This window comes from Bradyrhizobium sp. B039 (assembly GCF_038965675.1).
In the GTDB taxonomy this organism is placed as follows: Bacteria; Pseudomonadota; Alphaproteobacteria; order Rhizobiales; family Xanthobacteraceae; genus Bradyrhizobium; species Bradyrhizobium diazoefficiens.
The window spans coordinates 949,918-972,812 of the sequence record NZ_CP152416.1 but is presented as its reverse complement, the minus strand read 5'-3'; the positions used below and the strand labels follow the sequence as shown (position 1 = coordinate 972,812).

Below are 22,895 nucleotides of genomic sequence, written 5' to 3'. Positions count from 1 at the left end.
ATTTGCGCTGATCTCACTGCGCGCAGAAATAGCTCGACGCCTCCGTCACCGCACCCGCCTTGTAATGCGGCCAGGCCGGCCAGCGGCACAGCGGCAGCGCCCGCGTCACCGCGAACAACGGCCCTTCGACCTTTTGCTCGGTGACCTCCAGGTCGCCGGGCGCCTTGCCGTTCTCGACCCAGTCGACCAGCACGCTCAGCATGTCGACATTGGCCGGCGCGCCGGAACCGACATGGTCGACGCCAGGCGCGGTGTAGAGCCTTGCGAACAACTCCGTCGTCGCCGAGCCCATCAGGCGCTCGACGCTTTCGAAATAGCGGATGCCGGCATAGGGATTCTGCGCATAATCGGCCATGTGCTCGAGCATGATCAGCCGGCCGCCGCGGGCGCGGAAGCGGCTGAGATCGGGGTCGGTCGAGTCCATCAGGCTGGAGACCTCGAGCAACCGCGCCTTGTGCGCCTCCGGCTTGTAGGTCGTGACGTCGAGATTGGGATCTCGCGCGAACACATACCGGATGCCGCCGGCGCCGTAGATCCAGGCGATGCCGTTGTTGGGCGCGGGCGGCTGCGCCGGCGGCGCGGTGCCGAGCCACCACGCGACCCAGCCGCCGGTCGGACCGGCCGCCGGCGTGTCCTCACCCGACACGCCCCAGCCCGGATAGTCGTCGAGACCGTTGGCGAGCGCGAACGGGAACTTGTAGGTCGCATGCAGCGTGTTGACCGCCTTGATCTGCGCCTCGGTGAGACACTGATCGCCGCTCTTGCCGGCCTCACAACGCAGCGTCTCGACCTTGAATGCCGCCTTGCAGGATACGGGATCCTGCACCAGCGCATCGACGGAACCGTCGGCCTTGTCGCACGCCGCGCGCACGGCATCGCCGACGAGCTTGACTTGCGCCGGATTGATCCAGCCCTCGCCCATGGTCACGAGGCCCGAACGCGTGCCGGCATGCTGGAGGCCGACCCAGTTGATGACAGGCACGCGGGCAAAGATCCCGTCGAAATCATCGGGGTAGCGCTGCGCCATGGTGAGGCCTTCGCGACCGCCCTCGGACGAGCCCATGAAGTACATCTTCTCGGGCGTCCTGCCGTAGGCGCGCTGCATCAGCGCGACGGCAACGTCGCGAACCTTTTTGTAGGCACGATGGGCGAAGTTCTCGAAGGCTTCGTCGTTGAGCGCGAACACCTGCGGCGGCTCGCCCGGCCTGGACTCATGGCCGGAATCGGTACCGTAGGTGACGAAGCCGCGCGCGAGCGGCGAGGGCTTGTCGAACGGATAGGCCGGCGGCAGCGAAAGGCCGGTGATCAGCACGCCGTTGAAGCCGCCGCCGCCATATTGCACCGAGCGGCCGTTCCATTCGACCGGCAGGTTGACCTGAAACTTGATCGGCGGCGCCTTGGGATCGACGGGATCGATATGGCCGAGCACCTTGCAGAAGCCGGGATTGGCCGGCGTGATGCGCCCCGATGGTGTCGGGCCGCGCTCCGCAACAGCGAGTTGCGACGGCGCCTGCAACGTCGCAGAATCGATCTTCACGGCATCGACGCCGCCGACGAGCCCCTTGCAGACCGTGTCGGCATCCTCCACCAACGTCACCGCCGACGCGCCGCTCGCGCCCATTGCCGCCGCCGCGCCGACGAGCCATGCGCACAGCTTCGCTCTCTTTCGCGTCATCGTTTCCACCCGGCGTTCGCTGTTTGTCGGATTTGGCCAGTTGGCCGCATTGAATGCAACCTTCAACGTTCCGTCAATCGCTCACGTTCGCATTTTGATCAGAACGATCCGAACGCGCTGCCCAGCGCGATCACGGCGACCAGCGCCAGCAGCGACGTCACGATGCCGACCATGACGATGTCGAAATAGCTGTCACGGTGCGTCAGGCCGCAGATCGCGAGCAGGCTGACCACCGCGCCATTGTGCGGCAGGATGTCCAGCGTCCCCGAGCCGATCACCGCGACTCGATGCATCAGCGAGAGCTCGATCCCGGTGCGTGCGGCGAGTTCGACATAGGTCGGGCCGAGCGCTTCGAGCGCGATGGTCAGCCCGCCCGATGCCGACCCGGTCAGCGCGGCCAGGATGTTGGTCGCGACGGCGAGCGAGACCAGCGGACCACCTTCGATCGCGAGCACCCAGTCGCGCACGATCGTGAACGCCGGCAGCGAGGCGACGACGGCACCGAATCCGACGAGGCTGGCGACACTGAACGCAGGCAGCACCGACGCATTGGCCCCGGCGTCCATGGTCCGGCGAAGCGCCGGCAGGCGGGCACGGTTCAGTGCGATGGTGGTGACGATGGCCGTCGCCAGCGCCACCGCGACCGACCACACGCCCGCGACGGCCGCGAGCGACGTTTCGCCAAAACGCTGCTCGGCGAGATAGCTGACATCGAGCCGCGGCAGCACCACCAGCGACATCACCAGATTCACGGTGACGACGACGACCAGCGGCGCGATGGCGTTCAGCACGGGCGAAGGCCGGTCGCTGCGATGACCGTGTTGTAGTTCAGCCGGATCGAACTCGCGCGCGGTCGTTGCGCGCTCGCGCACGAGTTCGTCGGCGGCGGCCTGCTCGATCAAGCCGTCGGCATCGTCGCCATAGCCTTCTCCGGCGCGGCGGGCTGCTGCCTCGGCGCGATGCAGCCACCACAATCCCGCGCCGAGCATGATGAGGGAGGCGGTGATGCCGAGGCCCGGTGCGGCGAACGGCGTCGTCCCGAAGAACGGCATCGGGATCGCATTCTGGATCGACGGCGTGCCTGGCAGGGCCGACATCGTGAAGGTCGACGTTCCCAGCACGATCGCGGCCGGGATCAGGCGACGCGGAATCGAAGCCGCGCGAAACAGCGAGCGGGCCATGGGAACGATGACGAAGAACGCGACGAACAGGCTGACGCCGCCATAGGTGACCAGCGCGCCGGCGAGAACGACCGCCAGGATCACGCGCCGCTCGCCAAGGCGCTCCGCCATGAAGCCGGCGACCGACGTCACCGCGCCGCTGTCATCCATCAACTTGCCGAAGACGGCACCAAGCAGAAAGATCGGGAAGAACTGCGCCAGAAATCCCGCAGCATTCACCATGAAGACTTGCGTCAGGTTCGCAAGCAACGGTTCGCCGCCGAACAGGGCAGCAACGAGTGCCGCGAACGGCGCGAGCAGAAGCACGCTCCAGCCGCGAAAGGCAAACAGGACAAGCAGGCCGAGCCCGACGAGGAGGCCGAGAAGACCCATGCCTCAGCACTCCGCCAGGAGGACGTCGAGATCGGCGGTCGATTGCCGGCCGATGTCGGCCCCATGCTCGGCGAGAAACGCGTCCGCGGCCATGCGCCCTTCGGCGCGCAGCATCGAGACGAATTCCCATTCCGCGTTGAGTTTCGACGACGCGCCGAACTTCGTCAGCATGTCGCTCTTGATCCGGTGCGTCCGCATCTTCGCCCAGCGCGCGCCTTCGCCGCTGCCGGGGTCGGCCGCCTGGCGCAGCAGCGCGATCATCCGCAGTTCCTTCATCAGCGGCGAGTTGAACGAGATTTCGTTCAGCCTGTTGAGGATTTCAGCCGCTGTCCGCGGTTCCTCCGGCCGCTCGGTCGGATTGATCTGGACGAGGATGGTGTCGTGCGCGTCGCTCTCGCGAACCAGCGGCGTGATTGTCGGATTGCCGGCGAAGCCGCCGTCCCAATAGGGCTCGCCGTCGATCTCGATGGCACGGAACATGGTCGGCAGGCAGGCCGATGCCAGCAGCACATCCGCCGTGATCTCCGCGTTGCGGAAGATGCGGCCGCGTCCGGTGCGCACCCGCGTCGCGGTGATGAACAGCTGGATCGGCGAACGCACGAGGCGTTCGAAATCGATGCTCTCGGCCAGCACCGCGCGCAGCGGATTGTAGCCGGTTGGATTGAGGTCGTAGGGCGACAGCACGCGCGACATCAGATCGGTGAGGATGTAGAAGGGCGACGTATCGAGGGTCCAGCGTCCCATCAGCCGGTCGAGCGGCGAGCGTTGCAGCGGACTGAAGGCAGCGGCCCTGGAGACGCGGCGCCAGTATTGTTCGAGCGCCTCGCGCGCGCCCTCGGCGCCGCCGGCCGTCCAGCCATCCGCCAGCACCGCCGCATTCATCGCGCCTGCGGAGGTTCCGGAGATCGCGGCGATCGTGAGCCATCTCTCTTCCAGCAGGCGGTCGAGCACGCCCCAAGCGAAGGCGCCGTGCGAACCGCCGCCCTGAAGCGCGAGATCAATCAGTACGGCGTCCCGTTCCATGGCGGACACTCACGCAACTGAAGCTCAAATTCGACGCGATTTTTGACCACGTCGAATTCGAGCGCAGTGTGAGAGCAGTTGCCAAAAGATGCAACCGGAACGTGGGGCCGTTTAGTGCTCGAATACCAGCCTTGCGCCGACCGTGCCGTCGAGAGCGCGGATCTGCTGGAGCAATTCGCCCGAATCCTGGCCGCCGAGATCGGCATCGAGCACGACGTAGCCGAGGTCGCCGGCGGTCTCCAGATATTGCGCCGCGATGTTGATGTCGCGCTGGAGGAAGACCTCGTTGAGCCGCCGCAGCATGCCCGGCACGTTGCGATGGACATGGCTGAAGCGCGCGCCGGAGGGACGCAGATGCAACTGCACCTCCGGGAAGTTCACCGCACCCATGGTCGAGCCGGTGATGAAATAGTCGACCAGCTTGCGCGCGACCTCGCCGCCGATGCGCTCCTGCGCCTCCTCGGTCGAGCCGCCGATATGCGGGGTAAGGATGACGTTGCCGAGGCCCTGCACCGGGCTCTTGAAACGATCGGAATTCGACGACGGCTCGACCGGAAACACGTCGATGGCGGCACCGGCGATGTGACCGTCGCGCAAGGCGCGCGCCAGCGCATCGAGATCGACCACGGTGCCGCGGCTGTTGTTGATCAGGAAGGAGCCCGGCTTCATCGCCCGCAGCTCCTTCTCGCCGATCATGCCTGATGTCTCCGGCGTCTCCGGCACGTGCAGGCTGACGACGTCGCTCTGCGCCAGCAGCTCCTCGAGCTTCTCGACCGGCTCGGTGTTGCCGTGGCGGAGCTTGTCGGTGCGGTCATAATAGATCACCCGCATGCCCATGGCCTCGGCCAGGGTCGAGAGCTGCGAGCCGATATTGCCGTAGCCGATGATGCCGAGGGTGCGGCCGCGCACCTCGCGGCTGCCGGTCGCGGACTTGTCCCAGCCGCCGTCATGGGCCGAGACCGAGCGCGGGAAAATCTGCCGCAGCAGCATCACGATCTCGCCGATCACGAGTTCGGCGACGCTGCGCGTGTTGGAGAACGGGGCGTTGAAGACGGGAATACCGCGCTTGCGCGCCGCCAGCAGATCGACCTGGTTGGTGCCGACGCTGAAGCAGCCGACCGCAAGGAGCTGATCGGCGGCCGCCAGCACGTCGTCGGTAATCTGGGTGCGCGAGCGGATGCCGAGCAACGACACGCCCTTGAGCGCCTGACGCAGCGCCTCGCCGTCCAGCGCCTTGGTCAGCCGCTCGACATTGGCAAAGCCCGCGCTCCGGAACAGGTCCACGGCACTGTCATTGACGCCTTCGAGCAGCAGCGCCTTCGCGCTCCGCTCAGGGCTTTGGCCTGGGGCTGGCATAGAATCTCCTAAAATGGCGGCTTTGCCGCAGCTCATAAACCGCGGACGGTGCGCAGCACAATAGGGGTTAGATACGGGGAGAGGATGGCGGGGCGCGGGTGTGCCTGGCATCCCACCAGCTCCGTCATCCCCGCACGCACAATAGCCGCCCCGTCATCCCGAGGTGCGAGGCATGGGACGCTATGCGTCCCATGGGGAGCCTTGAAGGATGAACGGCCCCGATACAGCCGGGCCGTCGCCCTTCGAGGGCCGATGAAGAAGCGGCCACCTCCAGCGACAACGGCTTCGCCGTTGCGCGGGGGTGACGGATAGCGCCAATCAAATCACATAGAACCCGTGCGTCCCGTCAAGCCGCAGCTGCTCGACCAATCCATACTCCCAATTGAGATAGGCCTGCATCGCACCTTCCGCGACATCGGTCCCCTCATAGGGACGGCGATAGCGGTGCGCCGGATCCGGCTTCGGCAGCACGAGCGGCGGACCGACCTCCAGCGCGCCGTCATAGCCGCCTTCGAGCACGTACACCTCCCAGCCCATCTGCGCGAGCCAGGATGCCGTCATGTCAGCGCGGACGCCCTTGTCGTCGGTCAGGAGGATGCGTGCGCCACGCACCGGTGCGGCCATGTCGGTCTCCTGGACAAGCTGGCCGCCGGGATAATGGCGGAAGCCCGGAAGGTGGCCGGCCGCGTATTCCTCCGCATCGCGCACGTCGAAGCGGTAGAGCGTGCGATCGGTCTGCGCCGCGAGCGTCGCCGCCTCGCCTGCGCCGATGTGGCGGACGCCGGCGCGATAGGCGACGTCGCGGGCATTGGCCGGGCCGCCCTCGAACGGCCCGATCGCGCCGCGCCGGTCGGCGCCGTGGTTGAGCGCATGCCGCGCCAGCGTCCAACCGATGGTGCCGTTGCGCAACGCCCGCACCTTGTTGGGCACGCCCGCATTGATCAGCGACTGGGTGCCGATGATCGAACGGGTGCGGCCGGCACAATTGACGATGATGGTGGTGTCGGGATCGGGCGCGGCCTGGCCTGCCCGCAGCACAAGTTCCGCGCCGGGCACGCTGACCGAGCCCGGAATGTTCATGGTCGCATATTCGTCGAAGCGGCGGACGTCGAGGATCGCGATGTTGGCCTTGTCCGCGATCAGTTTTGCCACTTCGTCGGCACTGAACGACGGCGTGTGACGTCGCGCCTCGACCAGCTCGCCGAACGCTTTCGAATAGGAATTGACGTCCTCGAACACCTGATAGCCCGCATCGCGCCAGGCCCTCAGCCCGCCATCGAGCGCACGGACATTGCTGTAGCCGAGCGCCGCAAGGCGCTCTGCGCCCGCCGCGACCAAACCCTCACCGTCATCATAGAGCACAACCGCAACGTCCTTGCGCGGCAGTCTCACCTCGGCCTCAATCGCGATCCGGTCCGCGGCCATGTTGGCCGCGAACAGCGGATGGCCGGTGGCGAAGGCGGCCTCGTATCTGAGATCGAGCAGCGCGATCTCCTCGCGCAGCAGCAGCGCGCGGCGGATGTCGGCGGGGGTGACGGTCGAAAGCTTCATGGCGTGAACCTTGAGAGGACAGGCCATGGGCTTTTGAACGATCGCAGGCGAGTTGGCTAGTCTTTCCGGCGCAGCTCACTCGCCGGGAACGAGGAGCCCGAGCGGCGGCTGCGCAGGACGCCGCAACCTGCGGCGCGACAGGTAGAGCAGGAGACCGGTGATCGCGAATAGCGGCATCAAGGCCGCGGCAATCATGAACGCGAGCTTGCCCGGCCACCCCAGGATCGCACCACGATGGATGTCGTACACGGCCGCGATGATCTTCTCGCCGAAGGTCTTGTCGGCGTAGCGATCCGCGGCGACCAATTGACCGGTAGCGGCATCAACGCGGAATTCGTCGCGCGTGGCCTCGAGCGTCGAATCCTTGCCCCACGACCGGATCCGTATCGCCGTGCCGGGGCCGGCGGGCAGCGTCAGCAGGGCCCTGGAGAAGCGGTCGCCCTCCTCGCGCTTGAACGTAGTCCATGCCTGGTCGAATCCGATCGGCCGGGCCGGCTCGGAAACGGCCGCCACGCGCGGCGCCTTTGCAGGCATCTTGGGCTGCATCTTCGCGGCTGCCACATGCGGGCGCGACAGAAGCCAGGCGACGCCGTCCTTGTACCAATCGAACGAGTACCAGAGCCCGGTGAGCGTCATCACCAGATAGATCGGAAGAACCCAGGTGCCGATCACCGCATGCAGCGTTCGGTGCAGACCGCGTCCGCTGAGTCCGAGATTGGGCTTCAGCCACATCTTCACGCTGCCGGCACGGCGCGGCCAGCGCAGCACGAGACCCGAAACCAGCATGACGATCAGGCCGAGCGCGGCCACGCCGGTGACCTGGCGCCCCCAGCCTTTGGCATCGCCGGGGATGAGCAACCAGCGATGCAGCCTGCGCACGGTCGCGAAAAATTCCTCGCCCCGCGGCGAACCCAGCACGCGCGCGTCGTAGGGGTCGAGATAGAGCGAAGCCGGCCGCCCGCCCTGCTCATCGCGGCCAAAGCGGACATGCACCGCCGCGGCCGGATCGCTCGACAGAGTGACGGCCGAGACCTTGCCGAAAGCCTGCGCCGCCTTCAGCCGCGCGACCAGTTCGTCCGGCATCAGCGCCGGCGTGGACCGCGGCAAGACCTGCATGATGCTGGCGTTCAGATGGTCGACGATCTCGTCCTCAAAGCTCATGATCGCGCCGGTCAGCGCGATCAGGGACAGCAGCAGCGCGAGCGCGAGGCCCGCGATGGAGTGGACCTGACGCAGGACGGCCTTGATGGTGTGCCCCAGCCGCGCTGCCATCGTTAGAACTTCACCGTCGCCGACAGAGAGACACGGCGAGCATCGCCAATGGCGACGTTCAGATTGTTGACGGCAGAAGGATAATAGACGGTGTCGAATAGGTTCTTGACGTTGAACTGATAGACGACCGGGAACTGCACGTACTTGGTCTCGTAAGTCGCGAAAATGTCCGCGACGACATAGGACGGCAGGAAGAAGGTGTTGGTCGAATCGCCGGGACGGTCGCCGACATAGCGCGCGCCGCCACCGAGCCGGAGCTGACCCGGCAAGGCTGTGCCAAAATCATAGACCAGATAGAGCGAGGCCGTGTTCAGCGCGACGTTCTGCAGCTTCTTGCCGTAGAGCGTCGGATCTTCGGACGCCGTCACCCGCGCATCGGTGTAGCCATAGCTGCCGATCAAGGCCCAGCTGTCGGTGAGCCTGCCGGTGACGTCCAACTCGATGCCGCGCGAGTGGGCACGGCCGACGGTGTGGAGCTCCACCACGCCCGCGCTGTTCGTCTTCGTCGTCTGCACGTTCTTCTTGTCGAGATCGTAGAGCGCAAGCGTACCGGAGATGCGCTTGTTCAGATCGAACTTCACGCCAGTCTCGTATGACACGCCTTCTTCTGGCGCGACGTTGGAGTCGATCGTGACGCCGATCGGGGCAATGGTCGAGTTCGGCTTCAATGACTCGGTATAGCCCGCATAAAGCGAGACCTGGTCGGTCAGCTTGAAAATGGCGCCGCCGAGCGGAAGCACCTTGTCCTGGGACACGTTGGTGTTGGTGACGAACGGCTTTCCACGGCCGGCGATCTGGTCGTAGTCCATGTAGCGCACGCCGCCGACCAGCGCGAACCGTTCGGTCAGATGCAGCGTGTCCTGGAAGAATAACGACCATTGGCCGAGCTTGTCAGTCTGGGCGCTGTCGCTGTTCGAGGCCGTCGTCCCCGGCCCGATCAGCCCGTAGACGGGATTGTAGACATTGAAGGCGGGAGTTGCCTGCCGGATCAGAACGTCGCGGTAGATAGTGCGATACTGGCCGTCGCCGCCGAACACCACGTCATTGCGCATGTTGCCGAGCCAGAAGCCACCGGAGATGTAGGACGTTCCGTAGCTGACATTGCTGAGCGAGCTCCCTGTGCCGTCATTGCTGCGCGTCTCGGCACCCGTCGTGAAGTTGATGCCGGTGATGCGGAGCTGGTTGGCGCTGAAGGTTTCGGTGTTGTAGCTATAGCCTGCGTAGAGCTTCCAATCCTGGTTGAAGCGGTGCTCGACCGACGCCTGCATCAGGTCGGAGGTGCCCCATGTGTTGTTGAAGGGCTCGTCGAGCCGGCGGTCGGCTGGAACTGCCAGCGGCGCTTTCGTCACCGGATTGAATGCGGTGCCGCGATCGAACGGATAGATGAACTCGCGATGCTCGTAGTTGAGCTGGACCGTGGTGTCCTGGCCGTACCAGGCCAGCGACGGCGCGACCAGCATCTCGCGGTGACGGCCGAAATTGCGCCAGTAATCCTCGCTGACGCCGTAGCCAATGAAGCGATAGGCAAGGCCCTGGTCGCCGATCGGACCGGTGACGTCGAGCAGGCCGTCGGCGCCGGTCTTGAAGGCACTGAAGGCCGAGCCGAGCAGCGTCACCGAGCCGTGCTGGTAGAGCTCGGGGCGCTTGCTGATGGTGTTGACGATGCCGCCGGGGTCCATGATGCCGTAGAGCAGCGAGGCCGGTCCTTTCAGCACCTCGACGCTTTCGACCGCGGCGTTCAGGCTGCGGCCCTGCACCAGCGGCATGCCATTGCGCATGATCGAGCCGTCGCGGTTGTCTCCGAAGCCGCGGCGGATCACCGCGTCCTGGCTGCCGGCGAGCGTGTTAGTCTGGGTGATGCCGCTGATATTGATCAGCGCGTCGTCGATGTTGCGCGGGAGCTGGTCCTTCAACACCTGCTCGGGAACGATGTTGACAGCCTGCGAGGTATCGAGCGGCGAGGCGCCGCTGCGCAGCGTGGTCGCACTCGGCATCGCACGGTAGCCGAGCTTGGCGGCTTGCTGCGCGGCGGCCTCCGCGGCCGCGCGCTCGGATATTGCCGGCGCTGCCGGCGCGGCATTGCGATTGCGTTGGCGCGCGGCGGTCTGGGTGCGGCGTGAAGTCTCCTCCGATGCACGCGCCGGCTTCGGCCGCTGTGCCGGCGCCTCCACCGTCACCGGCGGCAGGGCCGATTGCGCCTGCGCGCTCGTCGTGTTGGAGGGATATTCGGCGAGCAGCACGGCTGCTCCGATGAGAAGACCTGCACGGCTCCCGCCGGCACGAATTCGATGACCGCTGACGCGGCCACCCAGATGAGCACGCACTTTCGATTCACTTCCAAGTCAGACACAGCATTGAAGCTGGCGCGTCTAACAGCCGTTGCGAATGAAGAGAACCGTAGGCGGGCTTGAATCCCTCTAGTGTTGAATGGTTCTAAGCGCGGATGGACGCGGAACAGCAATCAAGGATTGCTCTCGCGCCGATCGCGACACGCTGCGCGCGAAATCCGCGGCGGCTTGTCGCAACGTTGCGGGATTTCACACGACGGCAGGAGCCATCAGTTCGTCGAGCTTCCGCTTGGACGCAGTGCCGTCCGACAAGGCCAGGAGCGGCGGGCGCACGCGCAGCCACGCTGCATCGCCCGTCTGCGCCGCAAGGATCGCCTTCAGCGTTGCGAGGAAGGATGGCGTCTTCACCACGACGTCGATCGCGGCCTGCATGCGTGCTTCGACATCCTTGCCGTCGATCATCGCCTTGACCAGCTCCGGCGCAACATTCGCCATGCCGCAGATGGTGCCGGCGCCGCCGGCGGCGATGGCGCGGGCGATGTCGGCTTCGTTGCCGACGGTGATGGCGAGCTCGGGCGCGGCGGCGCGGAACGCCTGAAACTGCTTGAAGTCGCCGCTGGAGTCTTTCAAGCCTGCAACCAGCTTGCCGTAACGCTTGCGCAAGCTTGCGGCGACCGTGGTCGGAATCGCAACGCCGGAGATCTGCGGGATGTGATAGAGCGAGGCACGCAGGCGATCGTCGGCAACGCCATCGATGATCGCAGCGAAGGCATCCTCGATACCCTCGGGCGTGACGCTGCGGTCGAAGTAAGGCGGCAACAGCAGCACGTGCCGCAGGCCGAGGCCGAGCACGGCGCGCGTCAGCGCGATGCTGTCGCTGATGGCGGGAAATCCACCGCCGATTCCGATGCGCGCCGGCGCGACGCCGGCCTTGAGCATGGCTTCGATGGTCGCGACGCGTTCGGCGACGTTGAAGGAGGTACCCTCGCCGGTGGTGCCGAACAGCACGACACCGTCGACGCCTTTGCTGAAGAGTTGCTTGGCGTGGGCGGCGAGCCGGGCGTGATCCACGCCACCGTCGGTCGCCAGCGGCGTCGCCGACGCCACCCAGAACCCGCGAATTGCCTCCATCATCACACCACCCTTTGCTGCGGTCTCGGACTAAGCCTCTGATCCATAACGATCTTCCGGGCTCAGCGGAGACTTGTTTTTGCTTTACTTTTCACCTTGTACCTTACATACAAGACAGACGCAAATCCCCGTCGCGCAGCAGGCGCGCGACAGACGCGGCCAGATTTTGAGGAGGTCTTGCATGGACATGGTGACCCCTGTGGAGCGTCCCGACCAATTGCTCGCGGCCTTGCGCGACAAGCTCGGCGCGGCCGCCGTGCTGACCGGCACCGATGTGCCTGCGCGCAATTGCAACGACTGGAGCGCGAGCCTGCCGCAAGCGCCGCGGGCGGTGATCCGTCCGCTCGATGCGCAGGGCGTTGCCGATGCGATTCTGACCTGCCGCAAGGCGCATCTGCCGTTCGTACCGCAGGGCGGATTGACCGGGCTGTGCCGCGGTGCCTCGCCTGAAGCGGGCTGGGTCGCGATTTCGCTGGAGCGCATGACCGGCATCGAGGAGATCGATCGCGCGTCGATGACGATGACGGTGAAGGCGGGCACGCCGCTGGAGACGATCCAGAAGGCCGCGGACGAGGCCGGCTTCTTCTTTCCGCTCGACCTCGGCTCGCGCGGCTCGTGCGCGATCGGCGGCAACCTCTCCACCAATGCCGGCGGCAACCGCGTGATCCGCTACGGCATGACGCGCGAGCTGGTGCTCGGCCTGGAGGTGGTGCTGCCTGATGGCACCATCATCACCAATCTCAACAAGCTGATGAAGAACAATGCGGGCTACGACCTGAAGCATCTGTTCATCGGCTCGGAAGGCACGCTCGGCATCATCACCCGCGCGGTGCTGAAACTGTTCCCGAAGCCGCGCTCGACCATGGCGGCGCTCTGCGCGCTGAAGGATTATGCGGCGGTGATCGCACTGCTGGACGCCGCGCGCAGCGGGCTCGGCCCGCTGCTGTCGGCGTTCGAGGTGATGTGGCCGGATTATTGGGACGTGATCACGACGCGCGCCGGCGTGAAGCCGCCGGTCGCCGCAGGCCACGGACTCTACGTGCTGGTGGAAGCGCAAGGCACCGACGAAAGCCTGGATGCGCCGCGCTTCCAGAGCTGGCTCGAGGAATTGATGAAGCGCGGGCTCTTGGCCGATGCCGCCGTCGCGCAATCGCTGGCGCAGACGCAAGCCTTCTGGCGGGTGCGCGACATCTGCGCCGAGTTCGGCCAGGTGCTGGGCCCGCACATCTCCTACGACATCGGCCTTGCGGTGGCGCAGATGGACGAGTTCGTCACGCGCTGCAAGGCCGCGCTCGCCAATGGCATCAAGGGCTGCGAGAGCGTCTATTACGGCCATATCGGCGACGGCAATCTGCACCTGGTGTCCTGGGTCACCGGGCTTTCCGTCGAGCAGCAGCCGAAAGAGGAGATGGACGCGATCATCTACGGTCTCGTGCGCGAGATGGGCGGCAGCGTCTCCGCCGAGCACGGCATCGGCACGCTGAAGAAGAAATGGCTGGGCCATGCCAGGAGCGAGGCGGAGATCGCGCTGATGCGGACGCTGAAGGCCGCGCTCGATCCCGATCATCTGCTCAATCCCGGCAAGGTGATCTGACCGACTGCACAGTGATGGGAGCGCCGATGAGATCATTGAAGCTCGATACGCCGAAATCGCTGTCGCAGCGGGTGATGCAGCGGCTGCGGCAGGCGATCATCGACGGCGAGTTCGCGCTCGGCGCTGCGATCTCCGAGGAGATGGTGGCGAATTCCTTCGGCGTCAGCCGGACGCCGGTGCGCGAGGCGATGGGCCAGTTGCAGGCGCAGGGACTCGTGGTGATCCGCCCGCAGGTCGGCAGTTTTGTCTTCACCCCGAGCGCGGACGACATCGCCGCGCTCTGCACTTTCAGGATCGCGCTGGAGCCCAAGGCCGCAGAACTCGCCTTCCGCCACGATCGCGACGGTGCGGTCGCGACGATGAGCGAGGCGATCGCGGCGATGGAGCCGGCGGTCTCGGCCCGCGACAACATCGCCTATGGCCGCGCCGATGCCGCGTTCCACGAGGCGCTGTTCACCCATTGCGGCAACCGCTACCTCGTCGAATCCTACCAGCTCGTCTCCGGCCGCGTCGCGGCGCTGCGCACCAATCTGACCTCGCCGATCGACGTGCGCACCCGCACGTCCTTCGACGAGCACCGCAAGTTGCTGGACCTGTTCGCGCGCGGCGCGTTTGCGGCTTTCGAAGCGCTGATGACCACGCACATCACCAATTCGGGCGTGGTCTACGCCAAGGCTCTGAAGGTGGAGGCGCTGAAAGTGGATTGAGCGGTTCTACCGCCCGTCCTTCGGACCAGGCCTGTCCAGGAAATCCAGCGCGGTGTTGATCTGCTCGAGCTGATGCTCGATCCTGTCGCGGTCCTCGATGGTTTGCGCCGTCTCGAGCTCCTCTACGAGCTTCTGCTTCCGCGCCAGCAAGTTCTCTATGACCGTACTCACAAGTCCCCCATCGCCCCGAATCGAGCATCAAGGCAAAAATCCGGTTGCGGGCACTGGCGCCGGGATCGTCGCGGCGCGCGCGAGCAGAGCTCGCGCCGGTGCCTTCATCAGAATGTTCGCGGGGGCGGTTGGTTCCTGCAAATGAACCGCAACGCGGGGCCGACGGAACAGTCGGCGCCAGCTGACCGCCGTCAGAAGCTTCCTTGCCCATCATATGAGCGATCCGTCGTCCGGGTTCTCACCGCGGCCGGCATCGGATCTGCGATTGCTCCATCACAGTCCGCTGACGCTGCCCGCGCGACTGGCGTTGCCGAATTGCGCGCCACGCGGGAACCGGAATCGTCGAAGACAGCCCAGCGATCGGTTGTATTCGCGCCTCCGGAGTCCTATGCGTATGCGCCATGGACACCCAGATCATCGCCGCCGAAAAGCCTCTGATGGCCCAGGCCCGCCCGCGCAAGCCGGCGCCGTTTCTCCCGATGAGCCGCGCCGAGATGGACGCGCTCGGCTGGGATGCCTGCGACATCGTGCTGGTGACGGGCGATGCCTATGTCGACCATCCGAGTTTCGGCATGGCGATCATCGGCCGGCTGCTGGAGGCGCAAGGCTTCCGGGTCGGCATCATCGCGCAGCCGGACTGGCATTCGGCCGAGCCGTTCAAGGCGCTCGGCAAGCCGAAAGTCTTTTTCGGCGTGACCGGCGGCAACATGGACTCCATGGTGAACCGCTACACCGCGGACCGCCGCCTGCGCCATGACGATGCCTACACGGCAGGCGGCGAAGGCGGCAAGCGGCCGGACCGCTGCACCATCGTCTACGCCCAGCGCTGCCGCGAGGCGTTCAAGGACGTCCCGGTCGTGCTCGGCGGCATCGAGGCATCGCTGCGCCGGATCGCGCACTACGACTACTGGTCCGACAAGGTGCGCCGCTCGGTGCTGGCCGACGCCAAGGCAGATCTGCTGCTCTACGGCAATGCCGAGCGCGCCGTCGTCGAAGTGGCGAACCGTCTTGCCGCCGGCGAGGCACCGCGCGAGCTCGACGATATCAGGGGCGTCGCACTGTTCCGCCGCGTGCCCGAAGACTATTCCGAGCTGCACGCCGACGATCTCGACTCCGCCGACGAAGGCGCAACCCGCCAGAAGGGCGCGACCGTCATTCGCCTGCCGGCGCTGGAGCAGGTCGAGCAGGACAAGGAAGCCTATGCGCGTGCGTCACGCGTGCTGCACCGGGAGAGCAATCCCGGCAATGCGCGGCCGCTGGTGCAGCGTCATGGCGACCGCGATCTCTGGCTCAATCCGCCGCCGATCCCGCTGACCAGCGACGAGATGGACGCGGTCTACGATCTTCCTTACGCGCGCGCGCCGCATCCGTCCTACGGCGATGCCAAGATCCCGGCGTGGGACATGATCAAGTTCTCCGTGACGATCATGCGCGGCTGTTTCGGCGGCTGCACCTTCTGTTCGATCACCGAGCATGAGGGCCGCATCATCCAGAATCGCTCCGAGGGTTCTATTCTGCGCGAGATCGAGAAGATCCGCGACAAGACGCCGGGCTTCACCGGCGTGATCTCCGACATCGGCGGCCCCACCGCCAACATGTACCGGATGGCATGCAAGGACCCGAAGGTCGAGGCGGCGTGCCGGCGGCCGTCCTGCGTCTTCCCGGAGATCTGCCCGAACCTCAACACGTCGCATGACGATTTGATCCGGCTCTATCGCAAGGTGCGCGAGACCAAGGGCATCAAGAAGGTGATGGTCGCCTCCGGCGTGCGCTACGACCTCGCGGTGGAGAGCCCGGAATACATCAAGGAGCTCGTCACCCATCACGTCGGCGGCTACCTGAAGATCGCGCCGGAGCATACCGAGCGCGGCCCGCTCGACAAGATGATGAAGCCGGGCATCGGCGCCTACAACCAGTTCAAGCGGATGTTCGATGCCGCGGCCGAGCAGGCCGGCAAGAAATATTACCTGATCCCGTATTTCATCGCGGCGCATCCGGGCACGACCGACGAGGACATGATGAACCTCGCGCTCTGGCTCAAGAAGAACCGCTATCGCGCCGACCAGGTGCAGACCTTCCTGCCCTCACCGATGGCGACCGCGACCGCGATGTATCACACCGGCGTCAATCCGCTGCGCGGCGTGCGTCATGGCGGCAGCGGCAAGGTCGAGGCCATCAAGGGCCTGCGCCAGCGCCGCCTGCACAAGGCGTTCCTGCGCTATCACGACCCCGACAACTGGCCCGTGCTGCGCGAGGCGCTGAAGGCGATGGGCCGCGCCGACCTGATCGGCTCCCGCCCCGACCAGCTCGTGCCAGCACACCAGCCGCCCGGCACCGGCAAGGCCGCCGGCACAAGGCGGCCCGTGCGCCCCGGCGGCAAGACGCAGCGGTTCACGACCAAGGGTCTGCGGGTGATGAAGTAGGCAAGAGCCGGATGAGATCCGGTTCGGCCTGGCGCTTTCGTACTCCCAAAACAAAAATGTAGAAAACAACCCCATGCACAGTAGCCTGCATGAGCGGGATCAATGGCTTACGCGCTTTGCGCCGACGTTGACCCGTCGGGCAAGACAGGAGCAGGATGGCATCGTCGGGCGCCTGGGATGAGCAAGCCTCCGGCGCCACTCCGTATCGATATCGTCAAGCTTCACACAGCGTCCCGCGCGCGAGCTTTTTCGCGCCTGTTCGACGCGCTGTGCGGATCATGCTCCAAACGATAGTCGAACCAGTCCATCGATTGGAATCCAATCTACACGCCGGGCGATGAGCGCTCGCTCCGTACCGCACACACCGAGACCCCTTGACCTCGGCGCCATCATGCAACATATGAAGTTACATGAAACGAGACAGCCGTCTATCCGGCGTGCTCCATGTCCTTCTCCACATGGCGCAGCAGCCTGGCCCCTTCACGTCCGAGACCCTGGCGAAGGCGATGGACACCAACCCGGTGGTGATCCGGCGCATCATGGCGGGCCTCAGGGACCTCGGCTACGTCCGCTCCGAGAAGGGGCATGGCGGCGGCTGGACGCTGGCCTGCGACCTGTCGAAGGTGACGCTGCGCGACGTCTACACCGCGCTCGGCAATCCCCCGCTTCTGGCAATGGGCAACCGGACCGAGGCGCCGGGCTGTCTCGTCGAGCAGGCCGTCAATGCCGCCCTGGATCGGACCTTTCAAGATGCCGAGGCGCTGCTGCTGTCGCGCCTCGGTGCAGTGACGCTGGCGATGCTGGGCGATGATCTGCGCAAGCGGCTCGGGGCCCGCAAGGTCCGCGACATCAGCGCGCATCACGCGTGATCGGCTCCGTTCAGCAAGGCAACCTCATGACCGACATTCAAGCCATGTTCTCCGATCCGCAAGCAGTGGCGAAATACACGGAAGGGCCGCCGCGGTTCGTTCCCGGCTACAATTCCATGCTGTCCATGGCGGCGATCCTGCTGGCCGAGCGCGCGCGTGAAGACGCGCGAATCCTCGCCCTCGGCGCTGGTGGCGGCCTGGAGTTGAGAGCCTTTGCGCAGGCGCAGCCGCGCTGGACCTTCGACGGTGTGGACCCCTCGGCGGCGATGCTCGATCTCGCGCGGCAAACGTTGGGCCCGCTCGCTTCGCGCGCGCATCTCCACCGGGGCTATGTCGACGCTGCCCCGGAGGGGCCGTTCGACGGCGCCACGTGCCTGTTGACCCTGCACTTCGTCGATGCCGCGGAACGGCGTCGCATTGCCGCCGAAATCCGCCGCCGCCTCAAGCCGGGCGCGCCCTTCGTGATCGCTCATTTCAGCATCCCTGATCGCGACGATGAGCGGCCGCTGTGGCTATCGCGATATTCGGCGTTCCTGGCCGCATCCGGCGTCGAGCCGGACAAGGCGGCTGCCGCGCGCGACGCCGTCACCAACCATCTGGAGATCCTCACGCCCGCGCAGGATGAGGCAATTCTGCGGAACGCTGGCTTCTCCGAGCCGACCCTGTTCTACGCCGGATTCACCTTCCGCGGCTGGGTGGCATACGCCTGAGACGTCACGCTTCGTCGACACGGCGCGCATTCATGGAAAGCCGGGACCCGCCGGGACGTGCAGACATGATCCCTTAGCCCGCGAATGAGGCGGTGTCCGTTCTGCCTTCAAAACCAGACATGGCCAGTACGCTCCTGCGAGTCGGCAAAGGGCCAACAACGGAAGAAGCTCTGCAAGAGGTGATCGTCGGACATTGATTGCAACATCAATCCGCATCTACGCGCTAGTCGCGCGCGGGCACCGGCTTCCGCGTGATGGTCGCCGCCGGAAGCGGCGTGAAATCCGGGTTCTGGTCGTTACCGACCCGTATGCCGGAATAAGCGACGAGCCCGTCAGCGGTGGCGACCGCGTCGCCCGAGCGTAACGAGCCGTCCATCGCGAGATCGACTGATGCAAGACCGGCGGGGCTTTGGCCGTTGCAAGTGCAATCGGCGCGCAGCGCCTTCCGATAGGCAAAGGCGTTTTCGCTATCGGCGTAGCGTTCGCCGGTTGCGGCATAGGCTCTGTCAATGCTGGAGCCGAAGAAAACTTTGGTCGGGCTTGCCGGACAGAAGGCCTTACACATCTGCGCCGGCGAGGCCGCGCCGCGCATCAGCGGAAAATATTTGCCGTCGCAACTGCGCACGCAGAAGGCAGGTCCCGCGCTTACGACGACCGGCCGCGGCGGTGGTGATTGCGGATCAAAAGACGAGGTCTGCTGCTGTTGCTTCTGGCCGCCACCGAAAAAGAAATCAAGCAAGCCTTCGGCCGCACTCATTTCGGGCGTCAGCGCCACGGGGCCAACGATGGCGACAGCAACAAGCATGCGGCGCAGCTTGCGCTGAAAGCACGATTCGGTACGCATCGCTTGCTCCACCGGACGCAACGAACTCTCTTCAGCACAAAGAGCGCTTGCGGCAATCGTGGATACGAAACGCGCTCTAAGCTGGGCGCAGAAGGGGAAAGAAATAGGCGAGTGGGCACGGCAAGCGCCACATTTCGGCCGTTATGGGACGCCGTGGGAGCCGTGATCCCCCGGAGTTCGCGCCGCGTTGAAACCGACCGAAGTCCGGTTCGGGTCAAAAGCAGCGGTCGTCCAATCTGTCAGGCGGTGTCCGGCCTCCCTCAAACCGCAGACATGACGATCGCTCATGTGGCGCTCGGCTCGGGGCCACTGACAGACCATCTTCGCGTGACCAAGTACGGACTGCTCGCGGAAGCCGACGTGAGCGGCGGCATTACCGGCACATGCGGGAGCATCACCGACGTTAACCCTGTCGGCAAATGATTTGTCGCGAGTCGGCAGCCGTCGACAAGTTGCCTCATTGGCGCGGAGAATTTTCAGCGGCACGAATCTGGGTCAGAGGCGCATTATGCTGAGAATGGCGTTGTTGGGCCTCCTCATCCTGTTGAGTGTAGGAATGCTGTCGGCAATGGAGCTGAGAGCGCCACCGCGTCGCGCGGCCGCGATCGTGCAGCCGCTTGCCGAGCAGGACGCGGGCACTTCTGCTTCACACGACGCCCTTGCGAAGGCTGACCGCCTCGACGTTGCCGCTGTGAGCAGCGCGACGCCGACACAGACTGCTTCGGTGGAAGACCGCGTTGCTCCGCCAGAAGACGCCCATATTGGCTCGTCCGAGCCGGAGCCGATCGTCCGTCATCGGCACAATCCGAAAAAGATCGCGACCGCTGAACGTCCCAAGCCGAAGGCAACCGCTGTCAAGCGAACTGCCAACTTCCAGCGCTCAAAGGCCGCAAGCAATGCGGAGCCCTGTCGGCTCAAGGCGTTTGGTGGCTTGCGCAAGGCATTGAATTTGACCGGTTGCGACATCTGAGGACGCTTCTCGGGTGGCCGATTGAAGTTGAGCGATCCGAGTTCGTGGCCCGCTATCGGGCAGCAGTCCAGACCGCGCCTAATCAGTTTCCCCAAAGGGGGCTTACGGGTGCACACCCCGTATTGCCATCTTTCCTCCGATCGACGTCTCGCAAACTCTTCCGATCATCCATATGTTGCCCCCATGAAAAAGATCGGATTTCTGTCCTTCGGACACTGGACGCCCTCGCCGCAGTCGCAGACGCGCTCGGCGGCGGACACGCTGCTGCAATCGATCGAGCTTGCGGTTGCGGCCGAGCAGCTCGGCGCGGACGGTGCCTATTTCCGTGTGCATCACTTCGCGCGCCAGCTGGCCTCGCCCTTTCCGCTGCTTGCCGCGGTCGGCGCCAGGACCAGCACAATCGAGATCGGCACCGCCGTGATCGACATGCGCTACGAGAACCCGCTCTACATGGTGGAGGACGCGAGCTCCGCCGATCTCATCGCCGGCGGCCGGCTGCAGCTCGGCATCAGCCGCGGCTCGCCCGAGCAGGTGATCGACGGCTGGCGCTATTTCGGATACCGGCCGGCCGACGGCCAGAGCGATGCCGACATGGGCCGCCGCCATGCCGAGGTCTTTCTCGACCTGCTCCGCGGCGAAGGCTTTGCCGAGCCCAATCCGCAGCCGATGTTTCCGAACCCGCCGGGGCTGCTGCGCCTCGAGCCGCATGCCGCCGGCCTGCGCGAACGGATCTGGTGGGGCGCCGGCTCCAACGCGACCGCCGTGTGGGCGGCGAAGCTCGGCATGAATTTGCAAAGCTCGACGCTGAAGAACGACGAGACCGGCGAGGCCTTCCATGTGCAGCAGGCCGCGCAAATCCGCGCCTATCGTGCCGCGTGGAAGGAAGCCGGCCACGCCCGCGAGCCGCGCGTGTCCGTCAGCCGCAGCATCTTCGCGCTGATGAACGATCGCGACCGCGCCTATTTCGGCGGGGAGCGCGGAGGCGAAGACCAGATCGGCTTCATCGACCCGCAGACGCGGGCGATCTTCGGCCGCTCCTATGCGGCGGAGCCGGATGTGCTGATCGAGCAGCTGCGGCAGGATGAGGCGATCGCGGAGGCTGACACCTTGCTGCTGACGATCCCGAACCAGCTGGGCGTGGCCTACTGCGCGCATGCGATCGAGGCGATCCTGACACACGTTGCGCCTGCGCTCGGCTGGCGCTGAGAGATCTGGCGAAAGCCGTGCATCACATGTCGGCCAATTCGCCACCGTTGATCTGTTGACCCAATGCGTCAAGGGCGTGTCGGCTCATCATTGATGGGCATCCGCCACCCGGGCGTTGGAACTTCGTCGCATCGCTCGCAGACCGGCGAACGGACGCCATGACACGCGACCTGCCAGGACGCTGCTCCGCCGTCTTCTCGCCCCCATTGTCGTTCAGGGAGCTAGGCGGGGCGGCGCTATGGTGGGCATAGTTCCCAAAGGTTCCGCGTGATCGTCCGACATCTTCTACAACGCGACTCTCATCATTCCCTTTCGCGCCGCGCGCTCCTGCGCGGGCTTGTCTCGGCAGGCAGCACTCTCGCGCTGGGCGGATGCGCAGGCTTGGGCGCGACCGGCGCGCGCTACGACGCGTCGTCCCTTTCCGTTGATCCCACACTGCTCGTCGCCACCACACGAAAGCCCGTGAAGGGCGGCCGCACGAAACCCTGGTTCGGGCCGGAGCGGGCGACCGCAATGACGGTCGCTCGGGCAAGGCTGGTGGCGCCGGACGAGAGCCGACTTTCGCTCGCCTCGGTCGGACTGGGCGATTGGCGCCTAGATCAGGTCGAACCGGTGCAAGCCGAAATTGGCGATCTCCTTGCGCAGGGCGGCGCGGGAGGAGACGTGCTGATCTATGTGCACGGCTTCAAGCAGACATTCGAGACGGCCGCGCTCGACGCCGCCCATCTCTCCGATGGGATCAAGTTCCGCGGCCGGACCATGGTGTTCTCCTGGCCCTCCAAGGCAGGATTGTTCGACTATGCCTATGACCGGGACAGTGCGATGTGGTCCCGCGACGATTTCGAACGCGTGCTCTCTTCCCTCGTGTCGACGTCAGGCGGCGGCCGCGTGCACATCGTTGCGCACAGCATGGGGACCATGCTGACGCTCGAGAGCCTGCGTCAGCTCTATGCGCGATACGGCGACACCGTCACGAGCAGGATCGGGACGGTCGTGTTTGCCGCACCCGATATCGACATGGACGTGTTCACGTCGGCGATCCACCGCATCGGTCCGCTTGCCGGCAAGATCACCGTGATCGCCGCGACGAACGATCGCGCTCTGGCTCTGTCGGGACAAATCGCGGGTGGAATGACCAGGGTCGGCGCCGCTGAGAAGGCTGTCATCCAGCGGCTCGGCGTGCGCGTGGTCGATGCTTCCCAGGAAGGCTGGAGCATCATCAATCACGATCTGTTTCTATCGAGCGCGGAAGTGCAGCGGGAGATCCGCCGTTCGATCGACAATACGGCCGCGTAAGAGCGTGCACTTGCGGCGCATCGTGGACTTCCCGATGGACGCGCCGACTTCTTCGCCGGCTTCACGCGCTCGGCGCAGGGAGACTATCTGCAGGCCTTCATGATCGCGGGCGCAACGGGGATCGTCGCGGCCGTGCTGTCGCTGATGATCGGCCGGCGGCCGGTGCAACCCGCGCTCGCCACGGCCTTGTCAACGCCATCCGCGCCTCGCCACCAGATGACCGGATAGGACCAGTCGTTGGTGTGATCGGCATCGG

The 22,895-nt window shown here is 65.6% G+C and carries 19 protein-coding genes; 9 read left to right on the top strand and 10 right to left on the bottom strand.

Features of this window, described 5'->3' with window-relative positions; genetic code table 11:
* Positions 1 to 13 precede the first annotated feature (13 nt).
* The 8 genes from AAFG50_RS04525 to AAFG50_RS04490 all read right to left on the bottom strand — a co-directional run bounded on the left by AAFG50_RS04525 (position 14) and on the right by AAFG50_RS04490 (position 11,852).
* Positions 14 to 1,675, bottom strand: coding sequence for a tannase/feruloyl esterase family alpha/beta hydrolase (locus AAFG50_RS04525; RefSeq protein WP_028175510.1), 1,662 nt, complete (start codon positions 1,673 to 1,675; stop codon positions 14 to 16).
* A 98-nt stretch (positions 1,676 to 1,773) separates the two neighbouring features.
* Positions 1,774 to 3,228, bottom strand: coding sequence for an SLC13 family permease (locus tag AAFG50_RS04520; protein ID WP_028175509.1), 1,455 nt, complete (start codon positions 3,226 to 3,228; stop codon positions 1,774 to 1,776).
* 3 nt (positions 3,229 to 3,231) lie between these two features.
* Positions 3,232 to 4,251: a patatin-like phospholipase family protein gene (locus AAFG50_RS04515; protein WP_028175508.1), complete on the bottom strand. Its 1,020-nt coding sequence runs from the start codon at positions 4,249 to 4,251 to the stop codon at positions 3,232 to 3,234.
* A gap of 111 nt (positions 4,252 to 4,362) precedes the next feature.
* Complete coding sequence (serA, locus tag AAFG50_RS04510) at positions 4,363 to 5,607, bottom strand: phosphoglycerate dehydrogenase (protein WP_028175507.1); 1,245 nt, start codon at positions 5,605 to 5,607, stop codon at positions 4,363 to 4,365.
* A gap of 318 nt (positions 5,608 to 5,925) precedes the next feature.
* Positions 5,926 to 7,158: a rhodanese-like domain-containing protein gene (locus AAFG50_RS04505; RefSeq protein ID WP_028175506.1), complete on the bottom strand. Its 1,233-nt coding sequence runs from the start codon at positions 7,156 to 7,158 to the stop codon at positions 5,926 to 5,928.
* 75 nt (positions 7,159 to 7,233) lie between these two features.
* Positions 7,234 to 8,430 carry a PepSY-associated TM helix domain-containing protein gene (locus AAFG50_RS04500; protein WP_028175505.1) on the bottom strand — a complete coding sequence of 399 codons (1,197 nt, stop codon included), beginning with the start codon at positions 8,428 to 8,430 and terminating at the stop codon, positions 7,234 to 7,236.
* 2 nt (positions 8,431 to 8,432) lie between these two features.
* Positions 8,433 to 10,754 carry a TonB-dependent siderophore receptor gene (locus tag AAFG50_RS04495; protein WP_028175504.1) on the bottom strand — a complete coding sequence of 774 codons (2,322 nt, stop codon included), beginning with the start codon at positions 10,752 to 10,754 and terminating at the stop codon, positions 8,433 to 8,435.
* 213 nt (positions 10,755 to 10,967) lie between these two features.
* Complete coding sequence (locus tag AAFG50_RS04490; RefSeq protein WP_028175503.1) at positions 10,968 to 11,852, bottom strand: dihydrodipicolinate synthase family protein; 885 nt, start codon at positions 11,850 to 11,852, stop codon at positions 10,968 to 10,970.
* 178 nt (positions 11,853 to 12,030) lie between these two features.
* Between AAFG50_RS04490 and AAFG50_RS04485 the strand changes: the two genes are divergently transcribed.
* A complete protein-coding gene (locus AAFG50_RS04485) occupies positions 12,031 to 13,443 on the top strand; it encodes an FAD-binding oxidoreductase (RefSeq protein ID WP_028175502.1) in 1,413 nt (470 codons plus the stop codon).
* Between the two features lie 26 nt (positions 13,444 to 13,469).
* A complete protein-coding gene (locus AAFG50_RS04480; RefSeq protein ID WP_028175501.1) occupies positions 13,470 to 14,150 on the top strand; it encodes a GntR family transcriptional regulator in 681 nt (226 codons plus the stop codon).
* A gap of 6 nt (positions 14,151 to 14,156) precedes the next feature.
* On the opposite strand, the gene AAFG50_RS04475 is transcribed toward AAFG50_RS04480, so the two are convergent.
* Positions 14,157 to 14,321, bottom strand: a complete 165-nt coding sequence (locus AAFG50_RS04475; RefSeq protein WP_165448180.1) for a hypothetical protein — start codon at positions 14,319 to 14,321, stop codon at positions 14,157 to 14,159.
* Positions 14,322 to 14,722: 401 nt separating this feature from the next.
* Between AAFG50_RS04475 and AAFG50_RS04470 the strand changes: the two genes are divergently transcribed.
* The 3 genes from AAFG50_RS04470 to AAFG50_RS04460 all read left to right on the top strand — a co-directional run bounded on the left by AAFG50_RS04470 (position 14,723) and on the right by AAFG50_RS04460 (position 18,323).
* A complete protein-coding gene (locus AAFG50_RS04470; RefSeq protein ID WP_028175500.1) occupies positions 14,723 to 16,744 on the top strand; it encodes a YgiQ family radical SAM protein in 2,022 nt (673 codons plus the stop codon).
* A gap of 410 nt (positions 16,745 to 17,154) precedes the next feature.
* Positions 17,155 to 17,613 carry an Rrf2 family transcriptional regulator gene (locus tag AAFG50_RS04465; protein ID WP_011090697.1) on the top strand — a complete coding sequence of 153 codons (459 nt, stop codon included), beginning with the start codon at positions 17,155 to 17,157 and terminating at the stop codon, positions 17,611 to 17,613.
* A complete protein-coding gene (locus AAFG50_RS04460) occupies positions 17,610 to 18,323 on the top strand; it encodes a class I SAM-dependent methyltransferase (protein ID WP_039187209.1) in 714 nt (237 codons plus the stop codon). The genes AAFG50_RS04465 and AAFG50_RS04460 overlap by 4 nt, the downstream gene beginning before the upstream one ends.
* A gap of 223 nt (positions 18,324 to 18,546) precedes the next feature.
* On the opposite strand, the gene AAFG50_RS04455 is transcribed toward AAFG50_RS04460, so the two are convergent.
* On the bottom strand, positions 18,547 to 19,179 hold the full coding sequence (locus AAFG50_RS04455) for a DUF2865 domain-containing protein (RefSeq protein WP_028175498.1): 633 nt from the start codon (positions 19,177 to 19,179) through the stop codon (positions 18,547 to 18,549).
* Between the two features lie 496 nt (positions 19,180 to 19,675).
* On the opposite strand from AAFG50_RS04455, the gene AAFG50_RS04450 reads away from it, so the two are divergent.
* The 4 genes from AAFG50_RS04450 (at position 19,676) to AAFG50_RS04435 (ending at position 22,867) form a co-directional block, all read left to right on the top strand.
* A complete protein-coding gene (locus tag AAFG50_RS04450) occupies positions 19,676 to 20,137 on the top strand; it encodes a hypothetical protein (protein WP_028175497.1) in 462 nt (153 codons plus the stop codon).
* A 183-nt stretch (positions 20,138 to 20,320) separates the two neighbouring features.
* The gene (locus AAFG50_RS04445; RefSeq protein WP_028175496.1) at positions 20,321 to 21,343 is read left to right on the top strand and encodes an LLM class flavin-dependent oxidoreductase; all 1,023 of its coding nucleotides are present in this window, start codon (positions 20,321 to 20,323) and stop codon (positions 21,341 to 21,343) included.
* A 267-nt stretch (positions 21,344 to 21,610) separates the two neighbouring features.
* Complete coding sequence (locus AAFG50_RS04440; RefSeq protein WP_028175495.1) at positions 21,611 to 22,639, top strand: alpha/beta fold hydrolase; 1,029 nt, start codon at positions 21,611 to 21,613, stop codon at positions 22,637 to 22,639.
* Between the two features lie 99 nt (positions 22,640 to 22,738).
* Positions 22,739 to 22,867, top strand: coding sequence for a hypothetical protein (locus AAFG50_RS04435; protein WP_257787567.1), 129 nt, complete (start codon positions 22,739 to 22,741; stop codon positions 22,865 to 22,867).
* Positions 22,868 to 22,895 lie beyond the last annotated feature (28 nt).

Bases quoted from the DNA above. Each gene is read 5' to 3' on its own strand.
- AAFG50_RS04515 (WP_028175508.1), bottom strand. From the start codon at position 4,251: ATGGAACGGGACGCCGTACTGATTGATCTCGCGCTTCAGGGCGGCGGT.
- AAFG50_RS04490 (WP_028175503.1), bottom strand. From the start codon at position 11,852: ATGATGGAGGCAATTCGCGGGTTCTGGGTGGCGTCGGCGACGCCGCTG.
- AAFG50_RS04525 (WP_028175510.1), bottom strand. From the start codon at position 1,675: ATGACGCGAAAGAGAGCGAAGCTGTGCGCATGGCTCGTCGGCGCGGCG.
- AAFG50_RS04520 (WP_028175509.1), bottom strand. From the start codon at position 3,228: ATGGGTCTTCTCGGCCTCCTCGTCGGGCTCGGCCTGCTTGTCCTGTTT.
- AAFG50_RS04485 (WP_028175502.1), top strand. From the start codon at position 12,031: ATGGACATGGTGACCCCTGTGGAGCGTCCCGACCAATTGCTCGCGGCC.
- AAFG50_RS04470 (WP_028175500.1), top strand. From the start codon at position 14,723: ATGGACACCCAGATCATCGCCGCCGAAAAGCCTCTGATGGCCCAGGCC.
- serA (WP_028175507.1), bottom strand. From the start codon at position 5,607: ATGCCAGCCCCAGGCCAAAGCCCTGAGCGGAGCGCGAAGGCGCTGCTG.
- AAFG50_RS04465 (WP_011090697.1), top strand. From the start codon at position 17,155: ATGAAACGAGACAGCCGTCTATCCGGCGTGCTCCATGTCCTTCTCCAC.
- AAFG50_RS04445 (WP_028175496.1), top strand. From the start codon at position 20,321: ATGAAAAAGATCGGATTTCTGTCCTTCGGACACTGGACGCCCTCGCCG.
- AAFG50_RS04450 (WP_028175497.1), top strand. From the start codon at position 19,676: ATGCTGAGAATGGCGTTGTTGGGCCTCCTCATCCTGTTGAGTGTAGGA.
- AAFG50_RS04505 (WP_028175506.1), bottom strand. From the start codon at position 7,158: ATGAAGCTTTCGACCGTCACCCCCGCCGACATCCGCCGCGCGCTGCTG.
- AAFG50_RS04500 (WP_028175505.1), bottom strand. From the start codon at position 8,430: ATGGCAGCGCGGCTGGGGCACACCATCAAGGCCGTCCTGCGTCAGGTC.
- AAFG50_RS04435 (WP_257787567.1), top strand. From the start codon at position 22,739: ATGATCGCGGGCGCAACGGGGATCGTCGCGGCCGTGCTGTCGCTGATG.
- AAFG50_RS04480 (WP_028175501.1), top strand. From the start codon at position 13,470: ATGAGATCATTGAAGCTCGATACGCCGAAATCGCTGTCGCAGCGGGTG.